The following is a 21,212-nucleotide window of genomic DNA, read 5'->3' on the forward strand; positions in this document are numbered from 1 at the left end:
GATTCCCTTGGAGTGGAGGTGGCTCGTCAATAGCTTGAGCCCTCAATTAAATAATTGAGGGCTCAAGTATATGGCGATGACGATCGGGCTTGTCAAATGGTGCTGTACTCAACCATTCTCTCGACATGGGAAAAAAACTTGTCATCGCGCCGGCGCCCGAAGCCGGCGCCACCGCGGCGGCCCGGGATCTTCCCGAGCCGCCGGCCTGCATCAATACCGCGCTGCGGCGGGCCGCCCGCCGCCTGGGCAACCTCTACGACGACGCCTTCGACGCGCTGGGCCTGAAGGCGACCCAGGTGGGGCTGCTGGCCGAGATCGAGCGCCTCACGGCCGCGGGGGACGGCGTGCCGCCCGCGCTGCAGGATCTGGCGGCGCGCCTTTCGATCCAGGTCTCGGCGCTCACGCATGCGCTGCGGCCGCCGATCCGCGACGGGCTGGTCGAGCTGTGGCAGGACGAACGCGACGGGCGCACCAAGCGCGCCGCGCTGACGCCCGCCGGCCAGGCCTGCCTGCGCGAGGCTTACGCGCATTGGAGCGAGGTCAATCGGCGCGTCGAGGCCGTGTTGGGCAAGGAGCCGGCCGCGGCGCTGCGCGCCCTTGCCGACCATGTGGCTTCGGACGATTTCCTCGCCGCGTATCGCGAGGCCGAGGCGGAAGGCAGCGGAGCGGGCTAGACCGCCAGGCTGGCGCGGGCAGGGCGCCGCTGCCCGCGCCCCGGGGCGATCACGAGACGAAGAGCGGTATCGCCTGTCCCGAATCCTTGCGGATTCGACATGGAAGGCGCGCGGCGGCGGATGCAAGAATCGGCTGCTGGCACCGGCGCCGTGCCGGCGCGACATCTTTTTCAGGAGGCTCGAACCCATGCCCTATCTGCAACTCGACGTGAACGACGCTTATTCGGTGGAGCAGAAGCAGCGGCTCGCCGCCGAGATGAGCGAGACCTATGCCCGCATGATGGAGGTGGATATCCGGCGCATCAGCGTGGCGATCCGCGAACTGGGGGCAGGCGGCGTGTGGCGCGTCGCCGAGGCCGGCGAGGCGCCCGTGCCGGTGGCCGTGATGATGCTCGACATCCGCAAGGGCCGGCCGCCGGAGCAGCGCATGGCGGTGGCCAAGGCGCTGTGCGCGCATTGCGTCGAGATCCTCGGCTTGCGCGAGGACCGGCTCAATGTCGAGTTCACCCAGCATTCCGGCGACGAGATGTACCACCCGGCGCTCGGCGGCTACAGCCCCGAGTGGACGCCCGGCGAGCAGTGAGCCGGTAGGTCGATTCGAGCGACCCGCTCCGCGGCGCGAGGCCGCCGGAGCATCGATGGCGCCGCCCGCCGGGCGGCTTTCATCGACCCTTAAGCCCCCCTTCCAGAAAAGCGTATTGGTCGCGAGCCGCTTTGCGAACAGTATGGCGTGCAAGCCATCGGCCCGGGCGCCACGAACCCGGGCACGCGGGCACAAGCACAACGGACTGGAGACGAGCGCATGGCGGCGATACGCCCACCTTCCCGGGAAGCCCTTTCCGGGATGGGCCCGAGCACGGTTTCGACCGCCCGGCCCCTGGCTTACCGGCGGTCCTGGTGGATCCTCGCCACGGCCGGCATCGCGTACTACATCGACCTGTTCATGCGCTACAACATTCCGACCGTGATCCCGCTGCTGCGCGAGCGGTATCACTGGAATGCGGCGACGGTCGGCTGGATCGACGCGGCCTTCCTGATCGCCTACGCGGCCGGGCAATTGCCGTGGGGGATCGTCAGCGAGCGCTGGCTGGGGGCGCGCTGGACGGTCAGCATCGGCACCGCGATGATCGCCGCGGCGAGCATCGCCTTCGCGGTGCATATCGACAGCGTTGCCTTGGCGATCGTTGCGCGCGCAATGATCGGGTTGGGTGCCGCGGCCGTCTGGGTGCCCGTCAATCCGATGCTGGCCCGCTGGTTCGCGCCGCGCCTGCGCGGCATGCAGACCGGCCTGCTGGCGATGGGCGGCGCGCTCGGCACCGGCGCCGGCGGCGCGCTGATGCCGATCTTCCTGAGCGGCAACGCGGCGATCCTTGGGCTATCGGCCACGCAATCGGGCTTCATCCTGTCGGCGGTGCCGGGGCTGGTCATGATGGCGGTGATCCCGCTGGTGCTGCGTGATCGTCCCGAGGAAGTCGGGCTGGCCTCGCTCGACGCGGCACCGCGATCCGGGCCTTCGTCGACCGAGCCGGGCGCCGCGCGCATCACGTTCCGCCGGATCATGCGCGGCTCGCCCTATCCCTACGTGCTCACGATCTCCTATTCCGGCTTCATCGTCTGCAAGTATTTCGTGTGGACCTGGTTCGCGGCCTTCCTGTCCGCCGGCTATCACGTCGACGTGATCCACGCGGGGCTGCTGTGGGCCTTCATCGCGGCCGTTCCCGCCGCGCTGTGCCAGCCGCTGGCGGGCCTCGCCTCCGACCGCTTCGGCCGCTCGCGAACCTTGCGCGCCTCGCTCTGCGGCGTGGCCGCCTTATGCGGCTTGCTGGCCTTGTGTTCGATCGCGGGGCCGGGCCGGGTGCCCGTCTCGATGGTGATGCTGGTCGCGGTGCTGTTCTCGGTGTTCGTCAACATGTGGGTGCTCGTCTGGCCCTACACGACCACGCTGTTTCCCACCTCGGCCGCCGGGCCGATCGGCGGCTTCATGAATACCGTCGCGCAAGTCGCGGGATCGCTGGCGCCGATCGTCTCCGGCTATTTCATCGACATGACGGGCAGCTACACCAGCGTATTCGTCTGCGGCATCGGCTGTGCCCTGGTCGGCCTGGCCGCGGCGCGCCATCTGCCGAAGGACGCCTGATGCGGCGTCCACGTTAACTTGGGCTTAAGCGCCCGTTCGGCAATCGCGAATTGAGTTCGCCGGCGCGGCGCGTCACGCTCTCGTCATCCGGGAACCGCATCCGCTCCAGCCTCGATGCGCCCGACAACGACCTTCCACTCACGACACCACAGGTTCAGTCCACCATGTCAACACACTGGCCCGAAACCCTTTTCGAGCATTTCAAATCGTCCGACGTGCGCCAGGTCGCCTATGTGCCCGACGCCGGCCACAAGCGGCTGATCGAACTCTGCGAGGCCGACGACGGCATCCACGCGGTATCGCTGACCACCGAGGAAGAAGGCGTGGCGCTGGTGGGCGGCGCCTGGGCCGGCGGCCAGAAGGCGGTGCTGCTGCTGCAGTCGAGCGGCGTGGGCAACTGCATCAACATGCTGTCGCTGCAGCACGAGTGCCGCATGCCGATCCTGATGCTCGTCACCATGCGCGGCGAGTGGGGCGAGTTCAATCCCTGGCAGGTGGCGATGGGCAAGTCGACCCAGGACGCGCTCGAATCGGCAGGCGTCTACGTCTATCGCGCCGACCAGCCCGACGAGGTCGCGCCCACCGTGCAGGCCGCGCTGAACTTCGCCTTCCAGACTTCGCGCATGGTGGCCGTGTTGATCGGCCAGCGCGTGATCGGCACGAAAAACTTCAAAAAGTGAGCAGAACCATGACCCAAACCTCGAAGCCCCTGGATCGCCGTGCCGCGGTCCGGCGCATCCTGCGCGATCGCGCCGATCGCGTGCTGGCCGTGACGAGCCTCGGCAATCCGACTTTCGACGTGGCCGCGGCCGGCGACACCGCGCAGAACTTCTATCTGTGGGGCGCGATGGGCGGCGCGGTCGCCTTCGGGCTGGGCCTCGCGCGCGCGCAACCGTCCAGGCGCGTGATCGTGTTCGTCGGCGACGGCGAGATGATGATGGGGTTGGGCTCGCTCGCGACGGTGGGCGTGGATCATCCGGCCAACCTGTCGATCGTGGTGATCGACAACGGCCATTACGCCGAAACCGGCATGCAGCCGGCGCACGCGGGGCGCGGCGTCGACCTGACGGCGATCGCCCGGGCCGCCTGCATCGCCGAGGCGCGGACCGTCACCACCGAAGGCGAACTCGAGGACGCGGTGGAGAGCCTGCTGAACGGTGCCGGGCCGGTGCTCGCCACGGTCAAGGTCAGCACCGATCCGGCGCCGGTGCAGTTGCCGCCGCGCGATGGTCCTTACCTGCGCAGCCGCTTCCGCGAAGCGCTGCTCGGCGCCGCGGCGCACGCGAGCCAGTAGGGCGCGGCGTCGTTTTTTCCTGCCGCGCGATGCATGCCGTACCTCGGCGTGCATCGCACGGACAAGGGCTCGAAAAAAATCACTTGGCAGCCCTATCTTCGAGGCCGATCGCCGCCGGCCTGCATGGAATCACGCATGTTTCGCCCTTCCGTTTGTTGATAAGATCCGCGGATTCGTTTCGCGCCCGGGAAGGATGAACCATGGCCATGCATTTCGATCTGGTCGATCTGCGCCTGATGAGCAGCATCGCGGAAACCAACAGCCTGACGCGCGGCGCCGAACGTTCCTGCATGTCCGTGCCCGCGGCCAGCACGCGCATCAAGAATCTCGAAGAGAGCATGGGCACCAAGCTGCTGTTCCGCACCAGCCAGGGCGTCACCCTGACGCCGCCGGGGCAGGCCTTTCTCCATCACGCCAGGATGGTGCTGTCGCAGCTCGAGCAATTGCGCGGCGACATGCAGGAATACGCGCGCGGCATCAAGGGGCATATCCGGCTGTTCGCGAACACCACGGCCACCACGGAGTTCCTGCCCGCCGACCTGCGCGATTTCCTGGGCAGCCATCCCGATGTCAGCATCGGCATCAAGGAGCGGCTGAGCCCCGATATCGTGCGGGCCGTCAGCGAGGGATGGGCCGATGTCGGCATCGTGGCCGGCGACGGCCGCGCCGACTCGCTGATGACGCTGCCCTATCGACAGGACAAGCTGATCCTCGCCGTCAATCCCTCGCATCCGCTCGCCGCGCGCGCCTCGATTCCGTTCGCCGACGCGATGGGCTACGACTTCATCGGCATGCCCGAGGCCAGCGCGATCCACGGCTTCCTGAACCGCGTGGCCAGTGAGATGCACAAGAGCCTGCACGTGCGCATCGAGGTCGGCAATTTCGAGGCGCTGTGCCGGATGGTGGAGGCCGATATCGGCATCGGCGTGCTGCCGCTTTCGTCGGCGGTTCGTTATGTGCGCGCCATGGATGTGCGGCTGGTCGAGATCGAGGATGCCTGGTCGATCCGGAACCTGGTGATCTGCTTCCGCAGCCTCGAGCTGCTGCCGTCGTTCACGCGCGATCTCGTCAACCAACTGACGAGCCGCGCCGGTTCCGCGGATGCGCTGCCGCTCGCCTGAGCCTGAGCCGCTTGAACCAGGGGCTTAACGGCTCCTTAAATCCCCGTTTGCAAAGCACGAATTGTCGGCGGCCTTCGGCTGCGTCAGGCTAGCTGGTCTCCATTCCCGGCCTTCCGACATTCATGACCCACACCGAGATCCTCGCCAGCTTCGCCGCCGACCTGCGCTACGAGCAGATTCCCATCGAAGTCATCAGGAAAACCGAGGACCTGTTCCTCGACTGGTACGGTTCCGCGCTGGCGGGCCGCACGGGGCGCCCGGTCGAGGCGATCGAGCGGCTGGCCGCGAGGTTCGGCCCGGCGAGCGGACCCTGCGAGATCCTGCCGTTTCGCCGCTCGAGCAGCGCGCTGTTCGCCGCGCTGGTGAACGCGGCGGCCTCGCACTTCGCCGAACAGGACGACCTGCACAACAGCTCGGTGCTGCATCCGGCCACCGTGGTATTTCCGGCGGCCTGGGCCGCCGCCCAGGAGTTGGGGCGCAGCGGCCGCGAATTCCTGGCCGCCTGCGTGGCGGGTTACGAGGTCGGCATTCGCGTCGGCGAATTCCTCGGGCGCTCGCATTACCGGATCTTCCACACCACCGGCACGGTCGGCACGCTGGCGGCCGCCGCCGCGGTCGGCCATCTGCTCCGGCTCGACGGCGCGCGCATGCTGCATGCGTTCGGCTCGGCCGGCACGCAGGCAGCCGGCTTGTGGGAGTTCCTGAAGGACGCCGCCGATTCGAAGCAGTTGCATACCGCCAAGGCCGCCGTGAATGGCCTGCTGGCCGCCTACCTGGCAGCCGACGGCTTCACGGGTGCCGCGAACATCCTGGAAGGCGAGAAGGGGATGGGCGCGGGCATGTCGGAGCAGACCTTCCCGGCCCAGCTCGTCGATCGCCTGGGAACGCGCTGGGCGCTGGTCGAAACCTCGTTCAAGTTCCATGCCTCGTGCCGCCACACGCATCCCGCGGCGGATGCGCTGCTGCATGTGCTCGACCGGCATGCGCTGCAAGCGGAGGATATCGAGCGCGTGACGACGCACGTGCACCAGGCCGCGATCGACGTGCTGGGCCCGGTGACGCGGCCGCAAACCATCCACCAGGCGAAGTTCTCGATGGGTACCGTGCTGGGGCTGGTTGCGCGCTATCGGCATGCCGGCGTGCACGAATTCGACGAGCATTATCTCGATGCCGATATCGCGCGCTTTCGCGAGCTGGTCCACATGGAACTCGACGCCGAGGTCGATGCCGCCTATCCGTCGCGCTGGATCGGCAAGGTGACCGTCGAGACGCGGGATGGCCGGCGCTTCGAGGGGCGCGTCGACGAGCCGAAGGGCGATCCCGGCAATACCCTGTCGCGCGCGGAACTCGAACACAAGCTGCGCACGCTCGCGAGTTATGGGCAGGCCGCGAGCGAGGCGGAAATCGATGCGTCGATCGCGGCGATCTGGCGTCTCGCCGAGGCGGCTACGGTACCCAGGCTGCTGCCCGAAACGCGCGGATGAGCATGGCATCGCCGGGTCGGCCGGCGATGTGACGGTCTGCTGGCGGGGAGGGGCCGAGCGAAGCGATCCGGTGCTTCGCGCCGACCGAGCCTGCTCGAACTTCAGGCCGTGAGCGGCGCGTTGCCCGCGGCTCGCTGGATGGTCTGCGGTGCCTGGCCGAAGGCGCGCAGGAAGGCCTGGCGCATCCGCTCCCGATCGCCGAAGCCGGTTTCGCGCGCGATGACCTCGATCGGATGGCGGGTGGTTTCCATCATCAGGCGCGCGGCCTCCACGCGCAGCCGCTCGACCGCCTTGGCGGGCGATTGGCCGGTTTCCTCGCGGAACACGCGGCTGAACTGGCGCGGGCTCAAGTGTGCGGCTTCCGCCAGCCGCTCCACGGACAGATCGCTGGCGAGGTTTTCCTGCGCATAGGCGAGCGCCATCTGGACCCGATCGGATCGCGCATCCAGTTCGAGCAGGGCCGAGAACTGCGATTGCCCGCCGCCGCGCCGCTGGTACAGCACCAGCTTGCGGGCCACGCCGCGCGCCGTCTCCAGGCCAAGATCGCTCTCCACGATGGCGAGCGCGAGATCGACGCCCGCGCTCATGCCGGCCGAGGTCCAGATCTGCCCGTCCACCACGAAGATGCGGTCCTCGTCGAGCTGGACCCCTGGATACTGCTTCTTGAAGTTGCGTGCATGGAGCCAGTGCGTGGTCACGCGCTTGCCTTCCAGCAGGCCCGCTTCGGCCAGCACGAAGGCGCCCGTGCAGATCGAGGCCACCCGCCGCGAGTGCTGCGGCGCGCGGCGCGTGTAGTCGAGCAGCGCGGCCGAGGGAAGCCGGCATTCGTTGTCGCCGGCGACGATCAGCGTGTCGTAGCCCTCCTCGGCGAGCGGCTCGCTCTGCACCGAGAAACCCTGCGAGGAGGCCACCAGGCCGCCGTGCTCCGAGACGATGCGGAAGCGATAGACCTCGTCGCCGTGCAGCAGGTTCGCGTACTCGAACACGCTGGCCACGGCGAGCGCCAGCGACTGGAAATTGGGGTAGACGACGAGACCGACGGAATGCATGGCGTTTGACAGGGCGAATGTCCGGATTGATTGAATCTAGCACGATGCGGACATGATCGAGCGGGGTGCCCGTCGCGCTACTTTTCGTCGTTTCCCTTTCGATTCCCTGTCATTCGGCGTTCCTGCCGTCCATGCCGGCCTTCCTGCCAGCCATGTCCTAAATCATTGCATATCCGACATTGAGGATGGGCGCGGTCACGACCAGAATTCCCTTCACGAACCGGCACCCAGCCGGATCACCCCAACGAAAGGAAAAGACATGACTGCCTCGACGAAAGGAATCGCATTGATCACGGGCGCCTCGGCCGGCATCGGCGCCATCTACGCGGACCGCCTGGCCAAGCGCGGCTACGACCTGATCCTGGTGGCGCGCAACCAGGATCGCCTGGACGCCCTCGCCGGCCGCCTGGCGGCCGAAACGGGCCGCTCGGTCACGCCGCTGGCCGCCGACCTCAACGACCGCGCCTCGCTGGCGAAGGTCGAGAGCGTGCTGCGCGAGAACGCCGGCATCACGATGCTGGTGAACAACGCGGGCATCGGCTCGGTCGCCTCGGTCCTGAATGGCGATGTCGACGCCATGGAGGACATGATCAAGCTGAACATCACCGCGCTGACGCGGCTGACCTACGCGGTGGCGCCGGCCTTCGTGGCGCGCGGCGCCGGCACCATCGTCAACATCGGCTCGGTGGTGGGGATTGCCGTGGAAATGCTGAACGGCGTCTACAGCGCATCGAAATCCTATGTGCTGAGCTTCGGCCACGCGCTGCAGCGCGATCTGGCGGGCAAGGGCGTGCGCGTGCAGTCGGTGCTGCCCGCCGCGACCGCGACCGAGTTCTGGGACGTGGCCGGCTACGCGAAGCAGAAGGAAGCGGCCAGCACCATGACCGCCGAGGACCTGGTGGATGCCGCCCTGGTCGGGCTCGACGCGGGCGAACTGGTGACCATCCCGACCCTGCACGACGGCGAGGGCTGGACGCGCTGGGAAGCGGACCGCCGCGCGCTGGCACCGCAGTTCGCCAATGCCCAGGCCGCGCCGCGCTACGTGCTGGACGCCAAGGCCGGTGCCTGAATCGTTGCCCTTTCCTGAAGGATTCCCATCATGAAGAACCTGTTCAAGATCGGTGCCGCCCTGCTGACGGCGGCCACCACCTTCGCCGTTCCCCTTGGCGCTTCCGCGCAGTCGCGCGGCAAGGTGCTGGTGGTGATGTCGAGTGCCCATCAACTCGACCTGCGCGACGGCAAGAAGTACCCGACCGGCTACTACCTCAACGAATTCGTGGTGCCTTACCGCAAGCTGGTGGAGGCGGGCTACGAGCCGGTGATCGCCAATCCGAAGGGCGACATGCCGGCGATGGACGCGAATTCGAACAACAAGATGTTCTTCGGCGACGACGACGCGGCGCGTGCCGATGCGCTGAAGTACGCGCAAGGCATCGCGCAGCTCGAGCACCCGAAGACGCTGGCCTCGGTGGTGGCCGAAGGCACCGGCGGCTATGTCGGGCTGTTCATCCCGGGCGGCCACGCGCCGATGGTGGACCTGCTGGAAGACCGCAACCTCGGCAAGATCCTGCTGGGCTTCCATGACAGCGGCCGCCCCACCGGCATCATCTGCCACGGGCCGATCGTGCTGCTCGCCGCGCTGCGTGATCCGCATGCCTTCGTGCAGTCGATGATCGCCAACGACGGCAAGGCCAATGCCCTGGCGAGCGGCTGGCCGTATGCCGGCTATCGCCTGACGGTGTTCTCGACCGGCGAGGAACAGGCGCTCGAAGGGCCGAACGGGCTGGGCGGCAATGTGCAGTTCTATCCGGTGAATGCCCTGGCCGAAGCCGGCGCGCATGTCGACTCGGTGGCGAACTGGCACAGCAACGTGGTGGTCGATCGCGAACTGATCACGGGGCAGCAGCCGATGTCGGCGCCGGAGTTCGGCGATGTGCTGGTGGAGAAGTTGAACGCGCGGGTGCGCTGAGGGGGGAGGGGAGGGGGCTGGACGGGAGATGTCCGGCTGCCCTCGTGTTTGTGGCGATCGCGATATCACTTTGAGAGATCGACAGCCGCTCGCGGTTTCCCCCGATATCAGATCGGAACGCGAGCCTGATTGCGGTTCTGGACTTCCACTGGAAGGCCGGCGAGCAATCATGAGCCAGCGGCGTCTAGCATTCCCCGGGCAGTCCAAACTATCGCGCCGTCCAGATCTCTTTGAAGCGGGTTACAGGGGGTGTGTGTTTGGCGGCCGGTTAGGGCGAGGCAAACGTGGCTCACCTCATAACGATGCTTATCGCGGGTCCGACTGCGGACGCTGTCCCGAGTGATACCAAATTTTGGTATATGATTGAAACCTCATGAGGAGGTGCACGATGCCGCGGAATACATCGATCTCGCTGGGGGATCACCTGACCCAGTTCGTGGATACCCAGGTCGCGTCCGGGCGCTATGGCTCGGCCAGCGACGTGGTTCGGGCCGGTTTGCGGCTGCTCGAGACGCAGGAAACCGAGCTAAAGGCCTTGCAGGAAGCACTGCGCGCAGGTGAGGCATCCGGCGCGCCGGCGGCCTTCGACGGCAAGGCGTTCCTTGCGCGCATGCGCGTCAAGCATGTGGGCTAAGGCACGGGCGGTGCGACTGACGCCGTTGGCCGAGGCGGATCTCGAGGATATCTGGACCTACACGTTCGAGCAGTGGTCACTCGAGCAGGCCGAGCGCTACGTGGGCGACCTGGTTGAGGCATTCGAGCGCTTGGCACGCGGCGATTGGGTAGGGCGATCTAGCCGCGCGAGCGATGACTATCGGCGTTACCTGGTGGGGTCTCACGTGGTCTTCTATCGGGAAACGCAGGCTACCCTGGACGTGATTCGCGTGCTGCATCAGCGCATGGACGTCGACCGGCATTTGTAGCGGGACACGACCGAGCTTGCGGCTCGCGCTGGCTCGACGAGTCCCATGGGGAAACGGCTGGTCTGAGGAGGCCGAGCGTTCAAGACCTATATCGATCACTCGGGAGAGACCATGCAATGCGATGCATCGGTCGAATTCGAACGACTCCAGGCCGCCGTCGAGGCCTTGGAGGCGGCCAATCCCGTTCAGGTCGTGCAAGTGCTGCTCGGGCCAATCATGACAAATCAAGACGTCATGAATTATATGGAACCCGTTTCCCCTGCGCGCTTCCTCGGCCGATAGGCCGGCTTCACTCGGCGTTGTCGGTCAGCGCCGTCTCCAGGCGATCGAACACACGCTGCGTCGCGGCGCTCGGCGCCTCGAGCGCGAACAGCAGCAGCGAGCGTCCCGTCACCTGGTAGACGTCGCCGCTGCGCAGTTCGGGCAGCGCGTCGCGCACGGGCACATTGGTGTCGAGCAGGCAGGTCCAGTGCTCGCCTTCCGGGATCTCGGGCAGGGTGAAATCCACCACGTCGAAATGCGCGTTGAACACCAGCAGCAAGGTCGCGTCGGACGCCGCCTTCACGATACCGCTGGCCTGCGCGCGCCCGTCGATCACCAGCCCGAAGCAGCGCATCGAGGCATCGTCCCATTGCGCCTGCGTGAGGTCCTCGCCCGCCGGTGAGAGCCAGCGCGCATCCGTCACGTCGAGCGCCGGGTTGTGCTCGCCGGTCAGGAAGCGCCCGCGACGCAGCACCGGCAGGCGCTGGCGCAAGGTGGTCAGCTTGCGCACGAAGTCGGCCAGCGCGCGGCCGTCCTCGTCGATGCCGGGCCAGTCGATCCAGCTGATCTCGTTGTCCTGGCAATAGGCGTTGTTGTTGCCGCGCTGGCTGCGGCCGAACTCGTCGCCGCCCAGCAGCATCGGCGTGCCCTGCGAGAGCAGCAGCGTCGCCAGCATGTTGCGTTTCTGGCGTTCGCGCTGCTCGCGGATGTCCGGATCGTCGCTGGGGCCTTCCACGCCCATGTTCCAGGAGCGGTTGTCCGAGTGGCCGTCGCGGTTGTCCTCGCCGTTGGCCTCGTTGTGCTTGTCGTTGTACGAGACCAGGTCGTTCAGCGTGAAGCCGTCGTGCGCGGCGATGAAGTTCACGCTGGCCCAGGGGCGCCGCCCGCGATGGTTGAACTTGTCGCCGGAGGCAGTGATCCGCCGGGCAAGCTCGGGCGCCATCGCCTCGTCGCCCTTCCAGAAGGCGCGCACCGTGTCGCGGAAGGTGTCGTTCCATTCCGACCAGCCCGGCGGGAACCCGCCCACCTGATAACCGCCGGGCCCGCAATCCCAGGGCTCGGCGATCAGCCGCACGCTGGCGAGCAGCGGATCCTGGCGGCAGGCGTCGAGGAAGCCGCCGCCCTCGTCGAAGCCATGCGGCTCGCGGCCGAGGATGGTGGCGAGATCGAACCGGAAGCCGTCCACCTTCATTTCCGCCACCCAGTAGCGCAGGCTGTCGGTGACCATCTGCAGCACGCGCGGGCAGGACAGGTTGAAGGTGTTCCCGGTGCCGGTGTCGTTGATGTAGTAGCGCGGCTGGTCGGGCATCAGCCGGTAATACGATGCGTTGTCGATCCCCTTGAACGACAGCGTCGGCCCGCGCTCGTTGCCTTCCGCCGTGTGGTTGTACACCACGTCGAGGATCACCTCGAGGCCGGCGTGATGGTAGCGGTCCACCATCTCCTTGAATTCGGCCAGCGAGGCCTGCTTGTCGGCGAAATAGCGCGGGTCGGCGGCGAAGAAACCGATCGTGTTGTAGCCCCAGTAGTTCGTCAGGCCCTTGTCGAGCAGGTGGCTGTCGTTGACGAAGGTGTGGACCGGCAGCAGCTCGACCGTGGTGACGCCGAGCCCCTTCAGGTAGTCGATCACCTGCTCGTGCGCGAAGCCGGCGAAGGTGCCGCGTGCCGCCTCGGGCACCTCCGGGTGCATCTTCGTGAAACCGCGCACGTGCGCCTCGTAGACGATCACGCGATCGGGCGCCAGGCCGTTGCGATCGGGATGGGTCCACGAGAAGGTCGAGTCGACCACCTTGCATTTCGGCACGAAGGGCGCGCTGTCGCGTTCGTCGAAGGACAGGTCGCCGTCGGGCGAATCGAGCGTGTAGCCGAAGATCTCGGGGCACCAGACCAGCTCGCCGACATGCACCTTCGCATACGGATCGAGCAGCAGCTTGTTGGGATTGAAGCGATGGCCGCGCTCGGGTTCGTAGGGGCCGTGCACGCGATAGCCATACACGGCGCCCGGCGCCAGGCCCGGCACGAACACATGGAACACCTCGTCGGTGTATTCGGGCAGCTCGATGCGTTCCAGCTCGGTCTTGCCGTCCTCGTCGAACAGGCAAAGCTCCACCTTGGTGGCGTGGGCGGAGAACAGCGCGAAATTCACGCCTTGCCCGTTCCACGTCGCGCCGAGCGGGAAGGGCTGTCCTTCCTGGATGGCGCGGGCGAAGCGGCCCTCGCGGGAAGCGGGCGGCGTCGCTCGTTCAGCGGTGGTGGACTGCGGGATATCGAAGGCGGTGGACATGGCAAGGCTCCTGAAGGGTGCAGGAGCCGAGCAAAAACCGGGCCGCGAATGGCATCGACGCGATCCTCGCGCCGGGCGGCGCCGGCTTGGCCGATTCCGTCGGCGCGCCGTGTACGAAATACAAGAGCACGGCACCGAACGCGGTGCCGTGCTCGCGGCCCGGGCGCTGCCGCGTCGAGCGGATCAGGCCGTGCCGTGCGCGCCCGGCATGCCGCCGTCGGCCAGCGGGCGTTCGCAAGCCGCGGCCGCGTCGAGCGCCGGCAGGCGCGCCGGGTAGGGATCGTTGCGGCGCTCGGCCCCGTTCGCCTTGCCGGCGGCCGGGCGAGGCCGGATCAGCTCGCTCGCGGTGGGCATCGGCATCATCGTCATCGAGCTGATCGCCAGGATCCGCGCGGCCGCGAGGGTCGGCGCGGCGACCTGGCCCTGGCTGCGGCCCGTTTCCATGTCGACGATGTCGTAGCGCGGCATGTCGCCGAGGTTCGCCACGCTGGCCCGATGCACGATCCAGGTCCGGCCCAGGCATTCGAACGGCCTGGCGATCGATCCCGGGTTGCCCCCGGCGGCCTGACGTTCCGAGGGCGCGCCGCCCAGGACTTGCGCCAGGCCGAACAGGCTGCCTTCACCATGCTTTTCGTTCATATCCGATCCCGAATAAACCGATCCGACAAAGGGCGCTGCGATCTTGCCGAGGTCGCCGCGAAGCGGCAGCCGCTCGGCGCCGATGCCGCATCGGCCGCCGCCGGCCGAGCCTTCGTGTTGAAAATTGTTCATCGCTATTCCGGTTTTTGGCAAAAACTGCAAAGTCATCGCTATCCGCCGCCCGCGTTTTCGTGCGAGCAGCCGGGGGTAACTGGCGGTGTTTCGGTGCATGCCGAAACATAGGATGCGTGATACATGCGAGATCCGTGCCAGGTGGGAAGGGCTTGTCCGGGCGATGCCGATTTCCATCGGGGAGGCGAGGGCAGGGGCGGACGGTTCGCGCGCCCTGGTCCGGCGGGCGCGAAACCCGGTGGCACGACGATTGCTTTAAGTATGCGTCGCCGTTTAACCAACGAGCTCATCATGGCGCCCATCAGAACCATCGACCTACTTTTATTGCGCACCTTGTCGAAGTTTCACCACGCCGAGAAGCAGGCCGCCAGGCTGTTTTCGACGCTCTCGCGGCTGGCCGCCGATCCGGCGCTCGCCACCTGCCTGCAAGCCCGCCGCGAGGCGACGCTGCGGCGCCTGGCGCTCATCGAGATGCTGGCCGCGCAGTGCGCGATCGACTTGAATTCGACCAAATGCCTGGCCATGGAAGGCCTGGCCGAGGAAATCGCGGAGCTGATCGAGGCGGCCCGGCCCGGCGAGGTGCTGGACGCCGGGATGCGCATCATGGCGCGGCGGGTGATGCGCGGCGAGCAGGAAATGCTCGCCGATGCGCGCATGCTGGCCAGCCTGGCGGGCCGCTCGGACGTGCTGCGCTGGCTCGACCAGCCGGGCGAGGGCCAGGGAGAAGGCGAACGGGAGCCGCAAACGGCTGCCGACGGGAAGATCGGCCCGATCGCCGGCGGTCTCGCGGCCCTGGGCGGCGCCCCTGACGACGCGATGGACGATGCCGCCGTCGCGCGGAGGGCGGCACCGATGTCGGATGAAATACCGATGCGGATCCAGTAGCCCGCGAATACGTTTTCGAATAACAACGCGCCCGAAGGGAAACCCGCCCTTATCGCGGTGATTGTTTCGCGGATCGGTCGAGGCCTGTACAGTTCGACCTCTTGTGGGACGACGTGTGCCGGCCGGATCGACCAGTCTGCGCCACGCGGGGACGAAATCGGCTTGAAAGCCGATTCGAATGGGGTGAATCGATGAAAAGGCATACATGACCGACGCTATCGACCAGCGTTCCTTCCGCAGGATCATTCAGCGCAACATCGCGCTCCCGCTCGTGATGGGCCTGGTGAATGTCGCGGTGTTCATCGGCCTGGTGGTGTACCTGGTCTCGACCATGAGCTGGGTGGAGCATTCCGAGCGAGTCATCGGCGACGCCAACGAGATGATGCGGCTGGCCGTCGAGCGCCAGTCGTCGAGCCGGGGCTTTTTCATCACGGGCGACGAGCGCTTCCTGTCCCAGTACGAGGTCGGTGAGCGCCAGTTCCAGGCGGAGCTCGATTCCCTGGTGAAGCTGGTGCAGGACAATCCCCCCCAGGTCGAGACGCTCAAGCGTATCCAGGCGATCCATGCGCTGTGGAACCGCTCGATCGACGAGGTCATCGAGCTGCGGCGCAAGGGCGCCGACTACAGCGGCGCGATCCAGGCGGGCAAGGGGCAGCGCGAATTCGACGAGACGCGCCGCGAATTCACCTCCTTCCTGGACGTCGAGCTGGCCTTGCGCCAGCAGCGCAGCGCCGCCGCGCGCAGCCTGACGGCGGTGGTGGTCGGCACCTTCCTGCTGTTCAGCCTGCTGGTGAGCGGCGTGCTCGCCTGGCGCGGCCGCCGCGAGCTGCTGGAACTCTCCGGCACCTACGACGACGCGCTGCGGCAGGAGCTCGAACATACCGAGGTGCTGAAGCGGCAGGTCTGGGTGCGTTCGGGCCAGCGCCTGCTGGCCGAGAAGATGGTCGGGCAGAGCAGCCTGGCCTCGGTGGGGCAGGCCACGCTCGATTTCCTCGCCAACTATCTCGACGCGCTGGTTTCCGCCCTGTACGTGCGCGATGCCGCGGCCGGCGACCTGCGCCGGGTGGCGACGCACGGCTTCAGCCACGAGCAGGCGAGCGGCGGCAGCTTCCGGGATTCGGAGGGCCTGGTCGGCCAGGCCGCCTCGTCGCGGCGCACGGCCGTGCTGAAGGACATCCCCGCCACCTACCTCACGGTGACGTCCGGGCTGGGCAGCGGGGTGCCGCGCAATCTCGTGGTGCTGCCGGTGGTCAATGACGACGTGGTGAACGGCGTCATCGAGCTGGCCTTCATGCGCGACGTCCAGGACCGCGATCTCGAACTGCTGGAGCTGATCGCGAACAGCGCGGGCGGCTTCATCGCCGCCGCGCAATATCGCGAGCGCCTGCAGGAAACCCTGGCCGAGGCGCAGCAGCTCAACGAGGAAATGCAGGTCCAGCAGGAGGAACTGCGCGTCGCCAACGAGGGGCTGGAGGAACGGGGGCGCGCGCTGATCGATTCGCAGGCGCGGCTGCAATCCCACCAGGCCGAACTCGAGCAGACCAATACGCAGCTCGAGGAATACGCGCAGCGCCTGGAGCGGCAGAAGGCGGAACTGGTGAGCGCCCAGCAATCGCTCTCGGCCAACGCGGCGCGGCTCGAACAGACCAGCCGCTACAAGTCCGAGTTCCTGGCCAACATGTCCCACGAACTGCGCACGCCCTTGAACAGCTCGCTGATCCTGGCCCGCCTGCTGCAGGAAAACCGCGGCGGCAACCTGACCGACGAGCAGGTCCACTACGCGCAGACGATCCACAGCTCGAACAGCGACCTGCTGAACCTGATCAACGACATCCTCGATCTGTCGAAGGTCGAGGCCGGGCACATCGTGATGGAGCCCGAGACGGTCGTGCTGGATACCGTCATGCAGTCGATGCGGGAAATGTTCTCGCCGATCGCCGAGGGCAAGGCGCTGACGCTGAGCGTCACGCGCGCGCCGGGCACGCCCGGCACGATCGTGACCGATCACCAGCGGCTGGTGCAGATCCTGCGCAACCTGCTCTCCAATGCGCTGAAGTTCACCGAGCGCGGCGAGGTCGCCCTGGGCATCTCGGTGGATGGCGCGGGCGAGATCCGCTTCGAGGTTCGCGATTCGGGGATCGGCATCGCCGCGGACAAGCTCGAGATGATCTTCGAGGCGTTCCAGCAGGCCGACGGCTCGACCAGCCGCCATTACGGCGGCAGCGGCCTGGGCCTGTCGATCTCGCGCAAGTTCGCCGAGCTGCTGGGCGGGCGCATCGACGTGGTCAGCGAACCGGGCGCGGGCAGCGTGTTCACGCTGCGCCTGCCGCTGGACCTGGCCATGCCGGCCGCCGCGCTGGACCCGGCGCGCGCCGCGCAGCAGGCCGACGTCGTGGCCGCGCCGCAGGACGCGCGCGAGACGCTGCGCGCCACCGGCGTCGCGCCGGTCGCCGCGAGCCCCGTCGTCCAGCCCAACGCGGGCGGCCAGGGCGCGATGCTCGCGAAGCCCATCGCCGACGATCGCGACAACCGGCATCGCCCTGGGCGCCTGATCCTCGCCATCGAGGACGACCTGGTATTCGCGGGCATCCTGCGCGACCTGGTGCACGAACTCGACTTCGACTTCGTGCACGCGGCCGACGGCAGCTCGGGCGTCGCGCTGGTGCGCGACATGCAGCCCACGGCGGTCCTGCTCGACGTCGGGCTGCCGGATCGCTCCGGGCTCACCGTGCTCGAATGGCTGAAGAGCGATCCGCTCACGCGCCATATCCCGATCCATATCGTGGCCGCCACCGACCATATCGCGAAGGCCCTGCACCTGGGCGCCGCCGGCTACACGCTCAAGCCCGCCGCGCGCGCGACGCTGGAGGACGCGATCCGGCGCCTCGAGGGGCGCCTGCAGCATCGTCTCAAGCGCGTGCTGGTGATCGAGGACGACACGGCGATGCGCGAGGGCATCCGCGACCTGCTCACCAACGAGACCACCGAGATCGTGGCGGTGGACACGCTGGCGAGCGCCGTGGAGAACCTCAGCCTGATCGACTTCGATTGCGTGGTGACGGATCTCGCGCTGCCCGACGGCACCGGTTACGACCTGCTCGAAACGCTGGCGGCCGATCCGGCGCGCGCGCTGTTGCCGGTGATCGTCTACACGGGCCGCGCGCTGTCGGCCGACGAGGAGCACCGCCTGCGGCGCTATTCCAAGTCGATCATCATCAAGGGCGCCCGCTCGCCCGAGCGCCTGCTGGACGAGGTCACGCTGTTCCTGCACAGCGTCGAGTCCACCCTCGCGCCGGAACAGCAGCGCATGCTGCGCACCGTGCGCCAGCGCGACGACATCTTCGAGGGCTGCTCGATCCTGCTGGCGGAAGACGACGCGCGCAACATCTTCGCGCTCTCGCACGTGATCGAGCCGCTCGGCGCCAAGCTGTTCATCGCGCGCAACGGGCGCGAGGTGCTGGAGCTGCTCGAACAGGGGCACAAGATCGACCTGATCCTGATGGACGTGATGATGCCGGAGATGGACGGCCTGGCCGCGACGGCGGCGATCCGGAAGGACGCGCGCTTCATGCGCCTGCCGATCATCGCGCTGACCGCGAAGGCGATGGAGCACGACCGCATCCGCTGCATCGAGGCGGGCGCCGACGACTATATTTCGAAGCCGATCGATATCGACAAGCTGGTGTCGCTGTGTCGTGTCTGGCTGCGGCAGCGCTAGGATGGAGACCGCCGGCATGGAATCGCAATACCGTGACGACGAAGTCGAAGCGCTGCGCATGGATAACTTCGACATCGAGCTCAAGCTGCTGCTCGATGCGATCTACCTGAAATACCAGCACGATTTTCGCCACTACTCGCTGCCCTCGCTGCGCCGGCGCCTGACGCAGGCGCTGGCGGAATTCGGCCATCCGACGCTGTCGCAACTGCAGGACCGCATCCTCCGCCACGAGGACGAGTTCACGCGCCTGTTCCAGTACCTGACGGTGCAGGTCAGCGAGATGTTTCGGGATCCCGCCTATTTCCGGGCGCTGCGCGAGCAGGTGCTGCCGGTGCTCGGCACCTATCCTTCCATCAAGGTGTGGGTGGCGGGGTGCAGCAATGGCGAGGAGCTCTGGTCGCTGAAGATCCTGTTCGACGAGGAGGGGCTGACGGATCGCACGATGTTCTACGCGACCGACATCAATCCCGACGCACTGGCGCGTGCCGAGGCCGGCATCTACGCCGCCGACCGCATTCCGGGCTTCTCGCGGAACTATCTGGAGGCGGGCGGCAAGCGGTCCTTGTCGGATTACTACCATGCCGCTTACGGCGGGGCGCGCATCGCGTCCCGGTTGCGCGAGCGGGTGGTGTTCGCCGACCACAGCCTCGCGACCGACGAGGTGTTTCTCGAGGCGCACCTGGTGTCGTGCCGCAACGTGCTGATCTACTTCGAGCGCGAGCTGCAGGATCGGGCGCTGGCCCTGTTCGAGCGCAGCCTGGTGCGGCGCGGTTTCCTCGGCCTGGGGATCAAGGAGAGCCTGCGTTTCTCGGGCCAGCATCCGGCCTTCGAGGATTTCCGCGGGCGTGAACGCATCTACCGGAAACGCTGACGGCCATGTCGCTATCTGCTTCGTCTCCACCCGGCGCGCTGCCTGCTCCCGCCCGGCCGCCCTACGAGGCGGTCGCGATCGGCGCGTCGGCCGGCGGCATCGAAGTGCTGGCCGTCCTGCTCGGCGCGCTGCCCGCCGCGTTTCCCGCGATCGTGATGGTGGTGGTGCACCTGCCCACCGATGCGCCGAGCCATCTGGCCCAGGCGCTCGCGCGGTATTGCCTGCTTCCCGTGCAGGAGCCCGATGCCGGCGAGCCGCTGGCTGCCGGTCACGTTTACGTGGCGCCGCCCGATTATCATCTGCTGGTCGCCGACGACCTGACGGTGGCCCTGTCGGTGGATGCCCGCGTGGCCTTTTCCCGTCCCTCGATCGACGTGCTGTTCGAATCGGCGGCCCGTCGCTTTCGCCGCCGCTTGCTGGGCGTGCTGTTGTCGGGTGCCAACGACGACGGCGCGGCGGGGCTGGCCCGCATCCGTGCCGCGGGCGGCACCGCCTGGGTGCAGGACCCGGCCACGGCCGAAGCGTCCACCATGCCGCTGGCGGCCATCGCGCGCGGCGCGGCGGATGAGATTCTTTCTCCGCTCACCATGGCCGGCCGGCTGGCCGCCTTTTCCGCTTACTCCTGATGCAGACCATGGCTTCTGTCAACATTCTCATCGTCGACGATATCGCCCACAACATCACGGCCTTGCAGGCATTGCTGGCCCGGGATGGCGTCAACCTGCTGGTGGCGCAATCGGGAACCGCGGCGCTGGAGCTGTTGCTGGTGCACGAGGTGGCGCTGGCGCTGCTGGACGTCAACATGCCCGACATGAACGGCTTCGAGCTCGCCTCGCTGATGCGCGGCAGCTCGCGCACCGCCCATGTGCCGATCATCTTCCTGACCGCCACCACCGAGGAAGCCTCGCGCACCTTCCGCGGCTACGAGGCGGGCGCGGTGGACTTCCTCTACAAGCCCGTCAATCCGCGGATCCTGCAGGCGAAGGTGGATGTGTTCGTGCAGCTCGAGCGCCACAAGCGGCTGCTGGCCGAGGAGTTGCAGACTTCGCGCGCGCTGCTCGCGGCCAACGAGATGCTGATGGCGGTGCTCGGGCACGACCTGCGCACGCCGCTCGGCGCGGTGCTGTCCTCGGCGGAGTACCTGCTGCGCGAGCCGAACGGCCCGCAGACGGTGAAGGTGGCGAACCGGATCAAGAGCAGTTCCCAGCGCATGGCGCGAATGGTCCATCAGCTGCTGAATCTCGCGCGCCTGCAGGGCGGCAGGCTTCAGTTGCAGCGCGAGGCGGTGCAGCTCGGCACGCTGTGCCGCTCGATCGCGGACGAGTTCCGCGGCGGCGACGGCGGCGGCCGTGTCGAGATCGTCGAGCGCGGCGACGGCGCCGGCAACTGGGATGGCGACCTGCTATGGCAGGCGATTTCGAATCTCGTCAGCAATGCCTTGCAGCATGGCGAGCCGGACAGCGTGGTGACGGTGGAGGTGGATGGCGAGGCGGCGAACCGGGTGTCGATCAAGGTCCGCAATCGTGGCGTGATCGACGAGAGCCTCGTCCCGCATCTGTTCGAGGCCTTCGGGCCCGGCGCGGCCGACACGCCGCGCCGCGCCGGCTTGGGGCTCGGCCTGCACATCGTCGAGAAGATCGCCCAGATGCATCGCGGCACGGTGAAGGTCGTGACGGACGAGGCGGATCACACCAGCTTCCGTATCGAGCTGCCGCGCGCGGACGAACGCGACGAGACGGCATCGCGCGGGTAAGCCGATGGATTGATGGAC

General features: G+C 67.4%; 19 protein-coding genes. 16 read left to right on the top strand and 3 right to left on the bottom strand.

Annotated elements, in window-relative coordinates; genetic code table 11:
- Nucleotides 1-125: 125 nt before the first annotated feature.
- The 7 genes from F3J18_RS06905 (at nucleotide 126) to F3J18_RS06935 (ending at nucleotide 6,710) form a co-directional block, all read left to right on the top strand.
- Nucleotides 126-674: a MarR family winged helix-turn-helix transcriptional regulator gene (locus F3J18_RS06905; RefSeq protein ID WP_166912149.1), complete on the top strand. Its 549-nt coding sequence runs from the start codon at nucleotides 126-128 to the stop codon at nucleotides 672-674.
- Between the two features lie 187 nt (nucleotides 675-861).
- Nucleotides 862-1,257, top strand: coding sequence for a tautomerase family protein (locus tag F3J18_RS06910; RefSeq protein WP_166912151.1), 396 nt, complete (start codon nucleotides 862-864; stop codon nucleotides 1,255-1,257).
- A gap of 219 nt (nucleotides 1,258-1,476) precedes the next feature.
- Nucleotides 1,477-2,811, top strand: coding sequence for an MFS transporter (locus F3J18_RS06915; RefSeq protein ID WP_166912153.1), 1,335 nt, complete (start codon nucleotides 1,477-1,479; stop codon nucleotides 2,809-2,811).
- Nucleotides 2,812-2,975: 164 nt separating this feature from the next.
- Complete coding sequence (locus tag F3J18_RS06920; protein WP_166912155.1) at nucleotides 2,976-3,491, top strand: thiamine pyrophosphate-binding protein; 516 nt, start codon at nucleotides 2,976-2,978, stop codon at nucleotides 3,489-3,491.
- A gap of 8 nt (nucleotides 3,492-3,499) precedes the next feature.
- Nucleotides 3,500-4,105, top strand: coding sequence for a thiamine pyrophosphate-dependent enzyme (locus F3J18_RS06925; RefSeq protein ID WP_166912157.1), 606 nt, complete (start codon nucleotides 3,500-3,502; stop codon nucleotides 4,103-4,105).
- A 200-nt stretch (nucleotides 4,106-4,305) separates the two neighbouring features.
- Nucleotides 4,306-5,226 carry a LysR substrate-binding domain-containing protein gene (locus F3J18_RS06930; RefSeq protein ID WP_025097349.1) on the top strand — a complete coding sequence of 307 codons (921 nt, stop codon included), beginning with the start codon at nucleotides 4,306-4,308 and terminating at the stop codon, nucleotides 5,224-5,226.
- Nucleotides 5,227-5,348: 122 nt separating this feature from the next.
- On the top strand, nucleotides 5,349-6,710 hold the full coding sequence (locus tag F3J18_RS06935) for an MmgE/PrpD family protein (RefSeq protein WP_166912159.1): 1,362 nt from the start codon (nucleotides 5,349-5,351) through the stop codon (nucleotides 6,708-6,710).
- Between the two features lie 101 nt (nucleotides 6,711-6,811).
- Here the strand turns inward: F3J18_RS06935 and F3J18_RS06940 are convergent, their stop codons facing one another.
- On the bottom strand, nucleotides 6,812-7,759 hold the full coding sequence (locus F3J18_RS06940; protein ID WP_025097347.1) for a GlxA family transcriptional regulator: 948 nt from the start codon (nucleotides 7,757-7,759) through the stop codon (nucleotides 6,812-6,814).
- A gap of 259 nt (nucleotides 7,760-8,018) precedes the next feature.
- On the opposite strand from F3J18_RS06940, the gene F3J18_RS06945 reads away from it, so the two are divergent.
- The 4 genes from F3J18_RS06945 (at nucleotide 8,019) to F3J18_RS06960 (ending at nucleotide 10,651) form a co-directional block, all read left to right on the top strand.
- On the top strand, nucleotides 8,019-8,828 hold the full coding sequence (locus tag F3J18_RS06945; protein WP_166912161.1) for an SDR family oxidoreductase: 810 nt from the start codon (nucleotides 8,019-8,021) through the stop codon (nucleotides 8,826-8,828).
- 30 nt (nucleotides 8,829-8,858) lie between these two features.
- Nucleotides 8,859-9,728 (top strand): type 1 glutamine amidotransferase domain-containing protein, encoded by an 870-nt coding sequence (locus F3J18_RS06950; RefSeq protein WP_166912163.1) that lies wholly within the window; start codon nucleotides 8,859-8,861, stop codon nucleotides 9,726-9,728.
- A gap of 388 nt (nucleotides 9,729-10,116) precedes the next feature.
- Entirely contained in the window at nucleotides 10,117-10,362 is a 246-nt protein-coding gene (locus F3J18_RS06955; protein ID WP_096751910.1) for a type II toxin-antitoxin system ParD family antitoxin, read from the top strand.
- Nucleotides 10,352-10,651, top strand: coding sequence for a type II toxin-antitoxin system RelE/ParE family toxin (locus tag F3J18_RS06960; protein ID WP_166912165.1), 300 nt, complete (start codon nucleotides 10,352-10,354; stop codon nucleotides 10,649-10,651). The genes F3J18_RS06955 and F3J18_RS06960 overlap by 11 nt, the downstream gene beginning before the upstream one ends.
- Before the next feature lie 289 nt (nucleotides 10,652-10,940).
- On the opposite strand, the gene glgX is transcribed toward F3J18_RS06960, so the two are convergent.
- Together glgX and F3J18_RS06970 are read right to left on the bottom strand one after the other, a co-directional pair.
- Nucleotides 10,941-13,196 carry a glycogen debranching protein GlgX gene (gene glgX, locus F3J18_RS06965; RefSeq protein ID WP_205195337.1) on the bottom strand — a complete coding sequence of 752 codons (2,256 nt, stop codon included), beginning with the start codon at nucleotides 13,194-13,196 and terminating at the stop codon, nucleotides 10,941-10,943.
- A gap of 183 nt (nucleotides 13,197-13,379) precedes the next feature.
- Entirely contained in the window at nucleotides 13,380-14,066 is a 687-nt protein-coding gene (locus tag F3J18_RS06970) for a hypothetical protein (protein ID WP_166912167.1), read from the bottom strand.
- 24 nt (nucleotides 14,067-14,090) lie between these two features.
- On the opposite strand from F3J18_RS06970, the gene F3J18_RS06975 reads away from it, so the two are divergent.
- The 5 genes from F3J18_RS06975 (at nucleotide 14,091) to F3J18_RS06995 (ending at nucleotide 21,194) form a co-directional block, all read left to right on the top strand.
- The gene (locus F3J18_RS06975; RefSeq protein WP_166912169.1) at nucleotides 14,091-14,852 is read left to right on the top strand and encodes a DUF892 family protein; all 762 of its coding nucleotides are present in this window, start codon (nucleotides 14,091-14,093) and stop codon (nucleotides 14,850-14,852) included.
- Between the two features lie 205 nt (nucleotides 14,853-15,057).
- A complete protein-coding gene (locus F3J18_RS06980) occupies nucleotides 15,058-18,570 on the top strand; it encodes a response regulator (RefSeq protein WP_166912171.1) in 3,513 nt (1,170 codons plus the stop codon).
- A 16-nt stretch (nucleotides 18,571-18,586) separates the two neighbouring features.
- Nucleotides 18,587-19,441: a CheR family methyltransferase gene (locus tag F3J18_RS06985; protein ID WP_166912172.1), complete on the top strand. Its 855-nt coding sequence runs from the start codon at nucleotides 18,587-18,589 to the stop codon at nucleotides 19,439-19,441.
- A gap of 5 nt (nucleotides 19,442-19,446) precedes the next feature.
- Nucleotides 19,447-20,067, top strand: a complete 621-nt coding sequence (locus F3J18_RS06990; protein WP_166912174.1) for a chemotaxis protein CheB — start codon at nucleotides 19,447-19,449, stop codon at nucleotides 20,065-20,067.
- On the top strand, nucleotides 20,067-21,194 hold the full coding sequence (locus F3J18_RS06995) for a hybrid sensor histidine kinase/response regulator (RefSeq protein WP_166912176.1): 1,128 nt from the start codon (nucleotides 20,067-20,069) through the stop codon (nucleotides 21,192-21,194). Before F3J18_RS06990 ends, F3J18_RS06995 begins: the two co-directional genes overlap by 1 nt.
- Nucleotides 21,195-21,212 lie beyond the last annotated feature (18 nt).

Origin of the sequence: Burkholderia sp. Ax-1720 (genome assembly GCF_011753035.1) — a bacterium.
In the GTDB taxonomy this organism is placed as follows: domain Bacteria; phylum Pseudomonadota; class Gammaproteobacteria; order Burkholderiales; family Burkholderiaceae; genus Burkholderia; species Burkholderia gladioli.